The sequence below is a fragment of the Acidovorax sp. 100 genome (genome assembly GCF_003688355.1).
In the GTDB taxonomy this organism is placed as follows: domain Bacteria; phylum Pseudomonadota; class Gammaproteobacteria; order Burkholderiales; family Burkholderiaceae_C; genus Acidovorax; species Acidovorax delafieldii.
Map to the genome: position 1 here is coordinate 3550287 of NZ_REFD01000001.1, position 14282 is coordinate 3564568.

The 14282-nt window shown below is 66.0% G+C and carries 12 protein-coding genes; 9 read left to right on the plus strand and 3 right to left on the minus strand.

All coding sequences use genetic code 11. The features are described 5' to 3' along the window. Positions 1-32: 32 nt before the first annotated feature. The 5 genes from C8C96_RS16405 to C8C96_RS16425 all read left to right on the plus strand — a co-directional run bounded on the left by C8C96_RS16405 (position 33) and on the right by C8C96_RS16425 (position 6899). The gene (locus tag C8C96_RS16405) at positions 33-1511 is read left to right on the plus strand and encodes an efflux transporter outer membrane subunit (RefSeq protein WP_121944055.1); all 1479 of its coding nucleotides are present in this window, start codon (positions 33-35) and stop codon (positions 1509-1511) included. 73 nt (positions 1512-1584) lie between these two features. Then, positions 1585-2910: an HlyD family efflux transporter periplasmic adaptor subunit gene (locus C8C96_RS16410; RefSeq protein ID WP_121942989.1), complete on the plus strand. Its 1326-nt coding sequence runs from the start codon at positions 1585-1587 to the stop codon at positions 2908-2910. Positions 2911-3055: 145 nt separating this feature from the next. After that, the gene (locus C8C96_RS16415; protein ID WP_199737550.1) at positions 3056-4570 is read left to right on the plus strand and encodes a DHA2 family efflux MFS transporter permease subunit; all 1515 of its coding nucleotides are present in this window, start codon (positions 3056-3058) and stop codon (positions 4568-4570) included. 230 nt (positions 4571-4800) lie between these two features. Next, positions 4801-4959, plus strand: coding sequence for a DUF3309 family protein (locus C8C96_RS16420; protein WP_007856361.1), 159 nt, complete (start codon positions 4801-4803; stop codon positions 4957-4959). 260 nt (positions 4960-5219) lie between these two features. Further along, positions 5220-6899 carry a cell wall metabolism sensor histidine kinase WalK gene (locus C8C96_RS16425; protein WP_121942990.1) on the plus strand — a complete coding sequence of 560 codons (1680 nt, stop codon included), beginning with the start codon at positions 5220-5222 and terminating at the stop codon, positions 6897-6899. A 72-nt stretch (positions 6900-6971) separates the two neighbouring features. Here C8C96_RS16425 and C8C96_RS16430 read toward each other — a convergent pair whose 3' ends face one another. The 3 genes from C8C96_RS16430 to C8C96_RS16440 form a co-directional block, all read right to left on the minus strand. After that, on the minus strand, positions 6972-7553 hold the full coding sequence (locus C8C96_RS16430) for an EF-hand domain-containing protein (protein WP_121942991.1): 582 nt from the start codon (positions 7551-7553) through the stop codon (positions 6972-6974). Between the two features lie 186 nt (positions 7554-7739). Then, positions 7740-8576 carry a sensor histidine kinase gene (locus tag C8C96_RS16435; protein ID WP_158605767.1) on the minus strand — a complete coding sequence of 279 codons (837 nt, stop codon included), beginning with the start codon at positions 8574-8576 and terminating at the stop codon, positions 7740-7742. A 94-nt stretch (positions 8577-8670) separates the two neighbouring features. Next, positions 8671-9489: a response regulator transcription factor gene (locus C8C96_RS16440; RefSeq protein WP_121942993.1), complete on the minus strand. Its 819-nt coding sequence runs from the start codon at positions 9487-9489 to the stop codon at positions 8671-8673. A gap of 474 nt (positions 9490-9963) precedes the next feature. On the opposite strand from C8C96_RS16440, the gene C8C96_RS16450 reads away from it, so the two are divergent. The 4 genes from C8C96_RS16450 to C8C96_RS16465 all read left to right on the plus strand — a co-directional run bounded on the left by C8C96_RS16450 (position 9964) and on the right by C8C96_RS16465 (position 14176). Beyond that, entirely contained in the window at positions 9964-10437 is a 474-nt protein-coding gene (locus C8C96_RS16450; RefSeq protein WP_056062488.1) for a hypothetical protein, read from the plus strand. Positions 10438-10588: 151 nt separating this feature from the next. Then, positions 10589-11017, plus strand: coding sequence for a hypothetical protein (locus tag C8C96_RS16455; RefSeq protein ID WP_056062486.1), 429 nt, complete (start codon positions 10589-10591; stop codon positions 11015-11017). Positions 11018-11132: 115 nt separating this feature from the next. Beyond that, on the plus strand, positions 11133-12845 hold the full coding sequence (locus tag C8C96_RS16460; RefSeq protein WP_121942995.1) for a DUF4384 domain-containing protein: 1713 nt from the start codon (positions 11133-11135) through the stop codon (positions 12843-12845). 35 nt (positions 12846-12880) lie between these two features. After that, positions 12881-14176, plus strand: coding sequence for an SEL1-like repeat protein (locus tag C8C96_RS16465; protein WP_121942996.1), 1296 nt, complete (start codon positions 12881-12883; stop codon positions 14174-14176). Positions 14177-14282: the final 106 nt, after the last annotated feature.

The window sequence follows — 14282 nt, forward strand, 5'->3', positions numbered from 1 at the left end:
CCGCCCTGTTGCCCTGCCCCCTGGAGATTTCCGTGACTGCCACTGCCCCCACCTCCCTGTCCACCCGCACTGCCCTCGCCGCCCATCTGGCGGTATCGGCCGTTGCCCTGGCCGCCGCGCTGCTGCTGGTGGGCTGCGCCAACCCCGGCCCGGCCCACACACCGCTCGCGCAAACCACCCCGGCCGCCGCCGGCCTGAACGCAGCCACCACCGACGTGGTGGCCACCAGCCAATGGTGGAAGGCGCTGGGCGATGAACAGCTCAACACCCTGATCGACACCGCCCTGCAAGGCAGCCCCAGCCTGGCCGTGAGCCGCGCCCGCCTGGAACAGGCCGTGGCCCTGAGCCAGGTGCGCGAGGCCGCCAACGGCCCGCAGGCCACCCTGGGCATGGACGCTACCCGCCAGCGCTACACCGCCAACGGGCTGGTGCCTGCTCCCGTTGCTGGCAACACGTACAACAGCGGCACCGTGCAGGCCACGCTGAGCTGGTCGCCCGACTTCTTTGGCCAGCACGCTGCCGAGCTGCAGGCCGCGCTGGGCCAGGCCCGCGCCGCCCAGGCCGATGCCGCCGCCGCCGCCAACACCCTGGCCGCCCAGGTGGGGCGCAGCTATGTGGCGCTGGCCCGGCTGGTGGCCCAGCGCGACGTGGCGACGCGCGCGCTGGAGCAACGGGAAGAACAGCGCAAGCTCACGCAAGAGCGCACCTCTGCCGGCCTGGACAGCCAGGTCGAGCTGACCCAGGCCCAGGCCGCTGTGCCCGACGCCCGCACACAAATCGAAGCGCTCGAAGAGCAGATCACCCTGGGCCGCCGCCAACTGGCCGTGCTGACCGGCCAGGCGCCCGACGCCCTGCCCCAGCTCACGCCCCGCCTTGCCGCCCTGCAGCCCACTGCCGTGCCCGAGGTGCTGGGTGCCGACCTGCTGGGCCGCCGCCCCGATGTGGTGGCCGCGCGCTGGCGCGTGGAAGCGGCAACGCAAGGTGTGAACAGCGCGCGCAGCGAGTTCTATCCCAACATCAACATCGGCGCGTTCATTGGCCTGAACTCGCTGGGGCTGGACCGTTTGTTCAACGGTAGCTCGCGCCAGATGGGCGTGACGCCCGCGCTGCGCCTGCCGATCTTTGACGGCGGCCGCCTGCGCGCCCAGCTGGGCGGCCGCGCGGCCGAGCTGGACGTGGCCATCGCCCAGTACAACGGCGCCGTGCTCGATGCGGTAAAGGAAGCCGGCGACGCCGTGGCCTCCATCCAGTCGCTCACCCGCCAGCAGGCCCTGCAGGACGAGGCCGTGGCCAGTGCCGAAACAGCCTACCGTTTTGCGCAGGAGCGCTACCGCGCGGGCCTGGGCAACTACCTGGTGGTGCTCTCCACCGAAAGCCAGGTGCTGGCCCAGCGCCGCCTGGCCGTGGACCTGCGCGCCCGCCAGCTCGACACCCGTCTGGTGCTGATGAAGGCCCTGGGTGGCGGCTGGACGGACGACACGGCCGTGCTGCACACCGCCGCCGCGCACTGACCGGCCCACCGCACCGGACCGGACCGCACTCATTCAAAAACACATAACAACACATTCCTGAAAGACCACAGCCATGACCGCCAACAGCGAACCCCTCACCGCCAACGAAGCCAACACCGCCCGCCGCCGCGGCCTCACCCTCATCGCCGCCGCCGTCGCGCTGGTGGCCATCGGCTGGGGTGGCTGGCACTGGGCCAATGGCCGCCATGTCGAGACCACCGACAACGCCTACGTGGCAGGCAACGTGGTGCAGATCACGCCACAGATCGGCGGCACGGTGGTGTCCATCGGCGCTGACGACACCGACTATGTGAAGGCCGGCCAGTTGCTGGTCAAGCTCGACCCCGCTGACGCCCGCGTGGCGCTGGAGCAGGCCGAGGCCCAGCTCGCCCAGACGGTGCGCGAAGTGCGCACCCTGTATGCCAACAACTCCACACTCAAGGCCCAGGTCAGCCTGCGCAGCGCCGACCTGGCCCGCGCCCAGGCCGATGCCGCCCGCATGCAGGACGACGTGAACCGCCGCGCACCGCTGATGGCCAGTGGCGCGGTGGGCAAAGAAGAATTCCAGCACGCCAATGCGCAACTCGCCGCGGCCAAGAGCACCGTGGCCGCCGCCCAGTCGGCCGTGCTGGCCGCGCAAGAACAACTGGCCGCCAGCCAGACGCAGACCGAGGGCACGTCCATCGAGCAGCACCCCAATGTGCAGCGCGCCTCGGCCCGCGTGCGCGAGGCCTACCTGGCCGTGCAGCGTGCCCAGCTGGTCGCCCCGCTGGACGGCCACGTGGCCAAGCGCGGCGTGCAAGTGGGCCAGCGTGTGCAGGCCGGCGCCCCGCTGATGACACTGGTGCCGCTGAACGACCTGTGGGTGGACGCGAACTTCAAGGAAAGTCAGCTCAAGACCCTGCGCATCGGCCAGAGCGCCGAGCTGGAAGCCGACGTGTACGGCACCAAGGTCACCTACCACGGCACCGTGACGGGCCTGGGCGCCGGCACTGGCGCTGCCTTTGCACTGCTGCCCGCACAGAACGCCACGGGCAACTGGATCAAGGTGGTGCAGCGCGTGCCCGTGCGCATTGCGCTCGACCCCAAGGAAGTGGCCGAGCACCCGCTGCGCGTGGGCCTGTCGATGGAGGTCAAGGTGGACACCGCCGACCAGAGCGGCAAGACGCTGGCCGACACGCAGCGCACTACGCCCGTGGCCGCCACCGCTGTGTTCGACGAGCAGTTCAAGGCCGCCGACGACGAAGTGGCGCACATCATCGCCGCCAACCTGGGCCGCAATGGCAAGGCCGCTCTGGCCGTGGCGTCGCCCAAGGTGAGCAGCCAGCCCGCAGTGCAGGCGCAAAAGCACGCATCGGCCCCGGCGCAGCCCGCTGTGCAGTCCCCGGTGGTGCAGTAAGCGGGGTTGACCGAGCATGAGTGCCGCCAACCCCACTGCAGACACCGCAGGCCAGGCCCCCGCTCCGGCGGCGCCTGCTGCGGTGTCGCCACCAGCAGCCCCCCCCGGGCCGCCTGCTGCCTATCCGCCGCTGCAGGGCACCGCCATGCTGCTGGGCACACTGTCGCTGTCGCTGGCCACGTTCATGAACGTGCTGGACTCGTCCATCGCCAACGTTTCCATCCCGGCCATTGCCGGCGACCTGGGCGTGAGCCCCGGCCAGGGCACCTGGGTCATCACCAGCTTTGGTGTGGCGAATGCGATCTCAGTGCCGCTCACCGGCTGGCTCACGCAGCGCTTTGGCGCGGTGCGCCTGTTCACCATGAGCGTGCTGCTGTTCGTGCTGACCTCCTGGCTGTGCGGCTTTGCGTCGTCGCTGGAGATGCTGGTCTTCTTCCGCGTGCTGCAGGGCCTGGTGGCCGGGCCGATGATTCCGCTGTCGCAAACGCTGCTGCTGGCGAGCTACCCGCGTGCCTTGGCCGGCACGGCGCTGGCGCTGTGGGGCGTGACCACGCTGGTGGCGCCGGTGGTGGGGCCACTATTGGGCGGGTGGATCACGGACAACATCTCGTGGCCGTGGATCTTCTACATCAACGTGCCCGTGGGCCTGCTGGCCGGGGTGCTGACCTGGGGCATCTACCGCAAGCGCGAGACCCCCATCCGCAAGCTGCCGATTGACACCGTGGGCCTCAGCCTGCTGGTGTTGTGGGTGGGCGCGCTGCAGCTCATGCTCGACAAGGGCAAGGAGCTGGACTGGTTTGCCTCGGGCGAGATCATCACCATGGCCGTGGTCGCGGTGGTGGCGTTTGCTGTCTTCCTGGTGTGGGAGCTGACCGAAAAGCACCCGGTGGTGGACCTGAAGCTCTTCAAGGGCCGCAACTTCACCTTTGGTGCGCTGGCGCTGTCGGTGGCCTACGCACTGTTCTTCGGCAACGTGGTGCTGCTGCCGCTGTGGCTGCAGCAGTGGATGGGCTACACGGCCACCTCAGCCGGCATGGCGCTGGCGCCGGTGGGCGTGTTCGCCATCCTGCTCACGCCGCTGGTGGGCAAAAAGGTCGGCCAGTGGGACCCGCGCCGCATGGCCACGGGTGCGTTCATCGTGTTCAGCACGGTGCTGTGGATGCGTTCGCAGTTCACGGTGCAGACGGACTTCATCCACATCCTGATCCCCACCCTGCTGCAGGGCGCGGCCATGGCGTTCTTCTTCATCCCGCTGACCACGCTGACGCTGGCGGGTGTGTCGCCAGACCGCATCCCGGCGGCAGCAGGCTTGTCGAACTTTGTGCGCATCACCGCCGGTGCCATGGGTACGTCGATTGCCACCACGCTGTGGGAGAGCCGCGCCGCCATGCACCACGCGCACCTGACCGAAGGGCTGGTGCAAGGCCAGGGGGTGTTCGCGCAGACGCTGGACGGCCTGGTGGCCTCGGGCCTCACGCAGATGCAGGCGCTGGCGCAGATCAACCGGCTGATCGACCAGCAGGCGTTCACCCGCGCGGCCAACGACATCTTTTTGGGCTCGGCCGGGTTGTTCCTGCTGCTGATCGGGCTGATCTGGCTGACCAAGCGCCCTGCGCGCAGCGGCGGTGCGGGCGCGGCAGACGCGGCGGGGGCCCACTGAGAGGCTTCGGCACAGGTTTGGAGAGAAAACAGCTGCAAGCGCTAGTCAAACATGCGCCTGCAGCTATCATTTTTGGTATGAATCTGCGGGGTCTCGTCCGGGCACAACCCGGGCATCCCACAGCGGGTGTCGGAAATCCCTGACCCAGCGGCGGGCGCGGCACCTGCGGGCAGCTCGCGGGGTGCACCCAACAATGCACTCACCGCAAACCACTCCAACAAGGAACTGCCATGTCGCTCTCGCTGATTCTTCTGATCGTTCTGATCCTCATCCTGGTCGGCGCCCTGCCCACCTGGGGCCACAGCCGCTCATGGGGCTACGGGCCCAGCGGCGGGATTGGCCTGGTGGTGCTGATCCTGGTGATCCTGCTGCTGATGGGCCGGATATGACCGGTAGCTGAACTTCCGGTGCAGGCCACACAGCGCCTGCGAGAGGAAGTTTTCAAATGCACACATAGGGCCCTTCCGAGGGCCCTTTGTCTTTGGCGCTTTGTAGGAGGGTGGCGCGGCATGGCGGCCACCCGGACTCGGCCAGAAACACGCAAATGATCAATTTGCAGCAAAAATACAATCAAATTGATAACATTGACATTTTAATCATTTATTTGATATAAACGATAAATACAAAACATCGCCATACCGCCCAGACAATGCCCTCATCCCCCTACCCCGTTGGCAACATGCGGCAGGTTCAGATCCGTCTGCTGCAGGGCATCCTGTCAGCCAATGTGGCTTTTGAGTTGCTGTTGCTGGCGGTGGGCGCTACCGGGCTGGTTCCCTCCCCAGGGTCGTGGAACCTTGCCCTGGGAACTGGCACCGCGGTCATGATGGCGCTGTGGTGGGCCTTGCGCTGCTGGCCGCGGGTCTATGTTCCGGTGGCACTCATCCAGACCTCCATCGGGCTGGCATTGTTCACCTATGCCCTGTGGCAGCCCCTGGGGCACGAGCTGCGCGCCGTGTGGTTCCTGATCGGAGTGGGCGCGGCATATCTGCTGCTGGGGCGGGCCGCGGGCGTCTGCTATACCGTCCTGACACTGGCGCTGGTAGTGGGTAGCAACGGTATGCAAAGCGCGCCGTATTCGCTGCACGCGCTCATCATCTTCACGCTCGCGCTGTCGCTGAGCAGCCTGTGTTTTTACCTGTTCGTCGGTGAAGCCCTCCGCCTGTACCGGCACCTGTCCGAGCGGGACCAGCAGTACACCTTGCTGACCGAGGGCGCCGAAGAGGTCATCTGGCGGATCAACCCCGACATGACGGTGGCGTACGTGAGCCCCGCCGACGAACGGGCGCGCGGCGTGCCCGCCCGCGACGTCATCGGAAGATCCATCTTCAAGGCCCTGACGCCCGAGGGTGCCGAGGCACTGAGACAGGCAGTGCGCGAGCGGCGGCAACTGCTGACGCTGCCCATGCGCTGTGCCAATGGCAGCGTCCGCTGGTTCGAGATGTCCAGCCGCCTGTACCGCGACGCCTCGGGCCAGCCCGCCGGCTACCACAGCATCGGCCGCGACGTGACCGCCCGACGGGAGCTGGAGCAGGCATTGCAGGCCGAGCGCGAGCATCTGGAGGCCCGGGTCAAGGAACGAACGGCGGCGCTGTCTCTCGCCAAGGAAGCCGCAGAGGCTGCCCTGCGCACCAAGAGCATCTTTCTCGCCAACATTGGGCACGAGTTGCGTACCCCCATGACGCTGATCCTGGGGATGACCGAACTGGTGCGCAACCGCTCGCAGGATGAGCGCCTGAAGCCCGTGCTGAACAATGTGATGGATGCGGCCAAAGGCCTCATGCGCATGCTCAACGACCTGATCGATCTGGCTGCGCTGGAAACACGCCAGGTAGCGTTCCAGTTTGCGCCGCTATCGGTCCCAGAGCTGGCCGCAGATGCGGTGCAACTGCTGGAGCCGCAGGCGCGCCAAAAAGGCTTGCAGATCTTCCTGGCCCTCGATGGCGTGGGCACCAACGCCAGCCACGTGGGGGACGCAGACCGTATTCAGCAGGTGCTGGTCCACCTGCTGGACAACGCCGTGAAATTCAGCCTCTCGGGTCACATCCAGCTGACCTTGGAGACCGAGCAGGACACCCCTGATGCGACGGTGTGGCGGCTGCGCGTAACGGACGAGGGTATTGGCATTGCGGCCGGTGACCAGCACCGTATCTTCACGTTGTTCGAACAGGTCGACGGGTCATCCACGCGCAGCTTTGAGGGTGCGGGACTGGGGTTGGCGCTGTGCAAACGCCTCGTCGAGGGCATGGGGGGCAGCCTGGGTGTGGAGAGCGAACCTGGCAAGGGCAGCAGCTTTTGGGTTTCGCTGCCGCTGCCCAAGGTCACCTGATACGGCTCCAGCCCCAGCACACGTGCAACAGCGCAGGTACAGGTACCGGTGCCCCCTCACGGTTCAGGCTGTTCAGGCAGTCCGTGTCGAGGGCGCACGCCGCTCTGCCAGAGCAAACGCCGAAGTCAGCGCTGCAAACTCGTCCTTGGCCACGGTGCCATCGGCGTTACCCGCACGGTCCATCACCTGCAGCACGGCTTGCGCGAACGGATCGCTGCCCGCCTGCTGGCCTTTGGTGCGGGCCAGCCCCTTGAGGAATTCATCGTGGGTGATGACACCATCCTTGTCCGCGTCAAAGCCCGCCGTGAGTTGCTGCTTCTGATCCTCGGTGGCACCAAACCGGGTCAGCAACGCCTGGAAATCGTCCTTGGACACGGCCCCTGCCGCACGGCCACCGGGCAATGCCGCAGTGGCCTGACCGGACGAACGCCCCACAGTCATCCCCGCGCCAGAAGGCTGGCCCTGGGTGGCCAGAGCGCCCTGCCCGGCCATCCCCGCCAGCGTCTGCGCCTCGGGGCTGAGGGTGAGCACGGCCGAGGGCTCGGGCGACGCCGCCTCACCCCCACGCCGCGCGGACGCCTTGCCCGGGCCACTGGAGGCCGCATTGAAAATCATCGACGCCACCGATGCGAGGCCGGAAATGAGAGGGGACATCGCCATGAACTCCTGTGTGGCGACAGCCCGGTACCTTTGACCTGTCCGCAAGTCACCGCATCGCCCAGATGCACCAAGGGTAGCGGGTAGCAGCCCGTACGGTGGGCGAATAAACCAACAGTTTTCACGCCAGTTTTGCGAATGGACCGCGGGCTGGAGGCTGCGCGCCCAGCAGCCCACGCGATCCTAGGCACTCCCTCTGCCCGGCATCACCACCCGAATGCAGGTGCCCCCACCCGGACGCTGCAGCACCAGCAAGTCACCGCCCGCCATCTGCGCACGGTGGTTCATGCCTGCCACCCCATGGCCTCCCAGTGGGCTGCCTTCGCCAGCGTGAAGCAGCATGCCGCGCCCGTTGTCGCTGACCTCGGCACACCAGGACTCGGCACCCGCACGGTAACGCACACCCACCGCGACCTCGGTGGCGCCCGAATGCTGCAACACGTTGCTCAATGCCTCCTGAACAATGGCAACCAGGTGCATGGCACTGTCGGCATACGGAAAACTGGACAACGGCGGAATTTGCACATCCCACACCATGCGAATGCCACGCCGATCGAGCACGGGCTGGATGCGGTGCCGGAGCCGGGCCAGGCGGTCAGCAAATGGCTCGTCCGCCGCATCCATGGAGTCCACCACGAGTCGCAGGTCCAGCATGCACTTGTCGAGCAGCGAACGGAGTTCACGCACTGCGGGCGGCTCAGTCTCCAGCAGCGCCATGGCAAAGACCAGCTGTGCGCCCAGGTTGTCATGCAAGTCCTGCGCAATGCGCCGACGCTCTGCCGTCACCTCGGCACTGGCGCGCAGCCGCAGCCGGGGGCGCCACTGCAGGGCCCGCGGCAGTTGCACCAGCAGCAGGGCCCCCAGGCCCACCGAGATCACCAGGGCGGCCAGCTCCCACCATTGCCGATCCGACGGCCTCTCCTCGTCATAGCCATAAAACGCCATCGCAAGGAGCGCCCATTGCAGCAGCCACATGCACATGCAAGCGATGGCGAACAACGGGGGACGTGTGCGAAACACCGCTCAATCCTGGCTTTCTAGGTGGCGTGGGCAACCGAGATCACACCTGGTGACAGCACAACCCACACACGCGGCAGCCACCTGCATCACTCCGTCAAAAGAGCCCCCGCAGCGAGGCGAAGCGCACCGCCTGGGCACGGGTGCGCACCTGCAACTTGCGGTAGATGTTGCGCAAGTGGGTGTTGACCGTCATGCTGCTGATGAGCAGGCGCGCCCCCACCTCGACGCTGGTGTAGCCGCTGGCCACCATGCGCAGGATTTCCTTTTCCCGTGTGGACAGCCGATCTGCCTCGTCGGGCTGCCGTCGCTTGTTTTCGGCCGAGTGGGTGCGGTCAAACCGCTGCAGCAACCGCCGCGCCAGGTTGGGGGTGATGGAGGCGCCACCATTGGCCACCTGCAAAACGGCTTGCGAATAGTTGCCGAACCACGAGTTCTTGCCCACATACCCCGTGGCCCCCAGTTCAAAGGCCCGCAGGACCTGCTCGTCGTTTTCCATGACCGAGATCACGACCGTCTGGGCCGATGGGCGCACAGGCTTCACGTAATTCAACAGGTCAAAGGCGTCACCGTCGCCCAGGTTCAGGTCCACCAGGAGCACATCAAAATCGTGATTCTTGATGGCCTTGCGCCCCTCGCGGACACTTCCCGCCTGCGCCACCAGCAACGTGCGGGCATCGGCCATGAGCTCCTGTGCAATCACCAGGCGGATGTGCGGATCGTCGTCCACCAGCAAGACCCGCACCGGGTTGGCCTCCTGCCCAGTGAGGAAGGCGGGCCAGACCGATGGCGGATTGGAATAGGTTTCAAACCGGCCCGAGGGAAGCGATGCAAGGTCGCGCGCACTCTGCTTTGAAAGCAACGCTGAAGACGTCAACGTTTGCGATGGTGTATCGACCTGCCAACTGCTGCTCATGGGTGAACTCCTGCGGACGTGGTGGTGGGCCCCGATGGACTGGGTCTTTCGGTTGACGCATCTGCATGCAACTCTTGCGTTCACATGCATGTTCTCCAACGCACTCATGCCCCTCTGTACGGCAGCGCACACAGTGCGCCAAATAAATTTCAAGGTCCAAATATATTTGGCAATGTTGCCCAAGTAGCAATTGGTTACTACCTGACTTTCTTCGGCCGATCTCATGTGGTGCGGGCGGCCAAGCCGCGCTGGCAAAGGCTTTGCGCGGGTCCAAGGGTTGAACCGCTCCGCTGTATGAGGTAGCCCGCCCGGCGTATTCGCACGAATCGCATCGGCTCGCACACTGAACTCCGACAGCGCCTAACGGCCACCGGTTCTCAAAAAACCAGGCCTGAAAGCGCCGTCCAACCCCCTCTGCACCGCAGGTTCGCTGCGGTTGCAGCCAGTGTAGAAGTCATCCTTGAAGGATCTGTCATGAAAACCCTTGCTTTCATCACGCTCAGCGTCATCGCCTCCGCCGCCATGGCCACCGGTCCGGTCCCTTCCACTCCGGACATCACCATCACCGGCAATTCCACGCAGTCGGTATCCCTGACGTCGGTGTCCGTCAACAACAACTCGACGGGCTCGAAGAGCGAAGCCTTCCAGAACCTGGCCTCCAACACCGGCAACGTCACCATCAGTGGCAATTCGACCCAGACGGTAACGGGCTTTGGCGGCAATCTGACCAACACCGCCAGCGGCAGCGAAGCCTACGCCAGCCAGAACCTGTCATCCAACGTGGGCGAGGTCACCATCATTGGCAACTCCAGCCAATTCACCTCGATGATCAACTCGTCGGTCAATAACCTCTCCAGCGGCAGCAACAGCAAGGCGGTGCAAAACATCGCCTCCAACAACGCCTGCTTCACCTGCCAGCCCACCAAGCCCGCCGGCTGGCCCTACTGAGATCGGCACCAGCTCGGCTGGTGAATAGACCTGCGAGGGTCTGATTCCGGCAGCACATCAGTGCCCGGATGAGTTCGTGCCAGGGGCACACCGGCAAGGCTGCAAACAGCAGCGCGGTTGGGCCCCTCATTCTCACCATAGGAGGTGTTCCATGAACACACGTTTTCTGGCGCCATGCGCAGCTTTGCTCACGGTCTGCGGCCTGCTGCCAGGCCCCGCGTGGGCGCAGGCCCCCGGGGAAGACCCGGTCATCCTGACCAAGAAGCTCTCGGTCCAGATGCAGCCCACAGGGCCAGTGGCAGCCTCGACGGGACTGGACGGCAGCAACACCATGCCATCGTGGCTACGCGCCCGCATCGCCCGCTACGAAGCCAAGGCTTTCTCAGACGACACCACTGGCGTGCTGACCAACAACGACGTGGTCACCACTGCCAATGCACAGGGCATGCAAAAGACCTGCGTCCAGGAGGTGGGCAGCAACACCGTGTCTGCCAACACCACGGGATCGGCCAAGTACGGTCCCAACCAGGCGCCGCAGGTGGTGGTGCTGCGCGGCGATCTCGTCAATATCTGCAAATAACAGGCCAGGCGCCATGCGCCCGGCCGCCAGGAGAGAGAACATGCCGCCCACCCCGCCGAGCCCCGCCATGCCTGCATGCTCTCGCCCCCAGCGCCTACGCTCCCCACACCCTGTGATGCGTGCGATCCATGGAGCGTTTTGGCTTGTCGTCGGACTGGGACTGGCTGGCTGTGCCACGCCCAGGGATCCGCGCAAGGACCAGGCCTTTCAGAGCCTGGCTTCCATCACCGACCGCCCCGTGGTGCGCCCCACACGCTCCATCTCCAGCTTCTCCGACTCGCTGATGTGCATGGACCACATGCTGCGCGATGCACAGCTGCCCACCACACTGATCACGAGCAAGCAGATTCCCGACTACTCCACCCGCGTCACCGTGGCCACCAAGGACATGGTGATCACGGCCCTGTCGCAGATGTCGCGCCTGAGCAATGCCTTCCGCTTTGTGGACTACGAGGTGGACATCGCGCGCCAGGACACGGTGCAGAACCTCACCACCATCCTGCTCAACAACAACCAGATGCAGCTGCAGCGGCCCGCGCTGTACCTGTCGGGTGCCATCTCGTTCGTGGACCAGAACGTGATCAACAACCGGTTCGACACCGGGCTCTCCGGCCCCCGCATCGACATGGGCTACAGCCAGAGCCGCAACGCCACCATCATCGGCCTGGAGATGCACCTGGGCGACTTTCGCACCCGCACTCTGATTCCCGGACTGGACTCCGCCAACGAAGTCATCATTGGCAACGGCGGACAGGGCGTGGACCTGGCCGGGCGCATCGGCACTTATGGCGTTCAGTTCAACGTGGGGCGTGACTACACCCAGGGCTCTGGCAGTGCAGTGCGCACACTGGTGGACCTGGCCACCATAGAACTCATTGGCAAATGGGCCCGGGTGCCTTACTGGCAATGCCTGACGCTGGAGCAAAACCACCCGGACTTTCAGCGGCAGCTGCGCGACTGGTTTGACGAAGGCTCGCCCGCCGTGCGCACCCAGCTCATCGCACGCTCGCTGGTCAGCCGGGGCTACCTTGCCCCCGTCGCGCAACCCCTGCCGGACAACGACCCGGCGCTGCGCAAAGCCCTGGCGCGCTTTCAGGCGGACAACGGTATGGTGGTGACGGGCGTGGTGGACTTTGCGACCTACGAACGGGCGCTGCGCCACTTTGTCGGGCTGTCCGCAGACGGCACCCTGGCCCGCATTGGCTGGGCTAGCACGCACGCAGAGCCTGTGCCGCACATCGCCGCCAGTCCTGCCACTCCCAATACTGCAATCCATGTGGTGAGCAGCAATCCGGGGGCGGCCAAGTACGGAGACCCACCGCCTGCGCGCAGCATCGATCTGCAGATCGAGAACGTGTTGCTGGAGCGCACTGCATTCGAGGTGGGGGAACAGGTCTTCCTGTCGGCCACCGTGTCGCGCGCCTCCTACCTGCAGTGTTTTCTGGCCGATGCCACCGGCACAGTCATCCGCCTGCTGCCCAACCAGGCCAACACCACCGGCTGGGTGTCTGCCAACCAGGCCATACGCATCCCCGACTGGATGAGCCCCAACCCCGGCTTCATCATGGACGCAGCCAGCCCCGGCACCGAAGGTGTGGCCTGCTTTGCCACCGACGAGGACAGCACGCCCCGTTTGCCCGAGGCGCTGCGCGGACCGCCGCTCAAGCCCATCCCGAACTACCGGGCGCTGGAGCGCTTGAACGAAGCCTTCGCCACCGCCTGGGGTACCGATGGCTACACCGGCAATGCCGTGTACTGGCAAGTCATTCCACGCCGGGCCCTGCCCGCCGCCGCTAGTGCGCCTGCACAACCCGCCCCGCGCAAGTGAAACACCGTCGGAAAAGCACTGCGCAGGCGAACGCGATGACTATCACCCCGGCGACCACGGCGACCACGGCGACCACGGCGACCACGGCGACCACGGCGACCACGCATTCCACCATGGGTGCGCTGCATGCACCGCAGGGCATGTGGCGCGCAACCCATGGCGCCGTGGCACAGGCCTGGGGTGCAGCGTGCCTGGTAATGGCGGTGGTGACTGCAGCACCTGCGCTGGCATCGGTGCGGGCGCTGCCCACGCCCGCGGAAATCACCGACATCGATCGCGCCAGCCTGAACGCCGCGTCCCCCCAAGTGCCCGGGTCTGACGACCCCATGCAGGAGAAGATGTTGCAAAAACTTCGCAGCGCCGCGCAACGCGATGGGGTGCCGACGCGCAAGCCGCGCCCCCCCCCTGCCCCTACAACGCGATCAACGGGCGACCTGACGCCTGCCGATGCGGCGTGGGTGTTGGGATTGCTGGCGCTGCATGGCCTGGCCATGCCCGCTGACCCGGCGCAGGCCCAGCACTGGTTTGAACGTGCGCAAATGCTCAGCCACCCCCTGGCTCCTGCAGGCCTTGCGTGGTGCCAGCTCAGCGGCTGCGTGGCAGCACCCAACCCTTCAACCGCCATGCACTGGATTGCGCTGGTGGGCCGTGCCGATCCGGGGCTTGCCAAATACCTCGAATGGCATGCGGCCAAGGCATTGGCTCCATTAGCCGAGCCCCGTTTGTCCTCACCAGACCGATATCCCGGCTCAGCGCCCCCAGTGACGACCAGCCCATCGCTTCAAAAACTGTTGACGCAAGCCGTGCGCGCCGGCAACGCGCAGGCCGGCAACGAACTGGGGCTGGAGTTCATCGCCAGCGGCGATCTCGAACAGGCGATGGTCCAGTTTCAATCAGCGTCTGCAAAATCCGAGGCCGCCGCCGCCAACGCCCGCCTTCTGGCCCGCCGCATCCAGAGCGGTCCCAACGCCCACACCCGATCAGCCCGCTACAGCGCTGCAGATTGGTACGTGGAGGCCCAGCGCTACCACCGCGGCGACGGCGTACCTGCCAACTACACCGAGGCCGTGCGCCTGTACCAGGTAGCAGCCAGCAGCGGCGACCCACAGGGCCGCAAGATGCTGGAGCTGATCTTCTCCAGACCCTTGCAAGGCGGCGCCATCGACGTCGCGTGGATGCAGCAGCTCGCCGGTCTTCACATCGGCACCAACGGCTCGCCCACCAGCACGACCACCGCAGCACCCACCAGCGGCTGGCAGCGCGAGCCAAGCCCGCTGTATGACCTGGTACCGCTGCAGTGGCGGACGCCTGGGCAAGTGTTGCGTCGATAGGTTGGCCCAAAAGCTGGGGACAAACACCCAATACCCGCCCCGACACGAGCGCCCTCGAAACCTGTCCTGGGCCATGGACTCCAGCCGCACAGGTAGCGCCCCCAAA

What these genes read in the sequence shown, in the direction of transcription:
- C8C96_RS16410 (WP_121942989.1), top strand. Translation starts at nt 1,585, where the DNA reads ATGACCGCCAACAGCGAACCCCTCACCGCCAACGAAGCCAACACCGCC.
- C8C96_RS16415 (WP_199737550.1), top strand. Translation starts at nt 3,056, where the DNA reads ATGCTGCTGGGCACACTGTCGCTGTCGCTGGCCACGTTCATGAACGTG.
- C8C96_RS16420 (WP_007856361.1), top strand. Translation starts at nt 4,801, where the DNA reads ATGTCGCTCTCGCTGATTCTTCTGATCGTTCTGATCCTCATCCTGGTC.
- C8C96_RS16425 (WP_121942990.1), top strand. Translation starts at nt 5,220, where the DNA reads ATGCCCTCATCCCCCTACCCCGTTGGCAACATGCGGCAGGTTCAGATC.
- C8C96_RS16430 (WP_121942991.1), bottom strand. Translation starts at nt 7,553, where the DNA reads ATGTCCCCTCTCATTTCCGGCCTCGCATCGGTGGCGTCGATGATTTTC.
- C8C96_RS16440 (WP_121942993.1), bottom strand. Translation starts at nt 9,489, where the DNA reads ATGAGCAGCAGTTGGCAGGTCGATACACCATCGCAAACGTTGACGTCT.
- C8C96_RS16450 (WP_056062488.1), top strand. Translation starts at nt 9,964, where the DNA reads ATGAAAACCCTTGCTTTCATCACGCTCAGCGTCATCGCCTCCGCCGCC.
- C8C96_RS16455 (WP_056062486.1), top strand. Translation starts at nt 10,589, where the DNA reads ATGAACACACGTTTTCTGGCGCCATGCGCAGCTTTGCTCACGGTCTGC.
- C8C96_RS16460 (WP_121942995.1), top strand. Translation starts at nt 11,133, where the DNA reads ATGCGTGCGATCCATGGAGCGTTTTGGCTTGTCGTCGGACTGGGACTG.
- C8C96_RS16465 (WP_121942996.1), top strand. Translation starts at nt 12,881, where the DNA reads ATGACTATCACCCCGGCGACCACGGCGACCACGGCGACCACGGCGACC.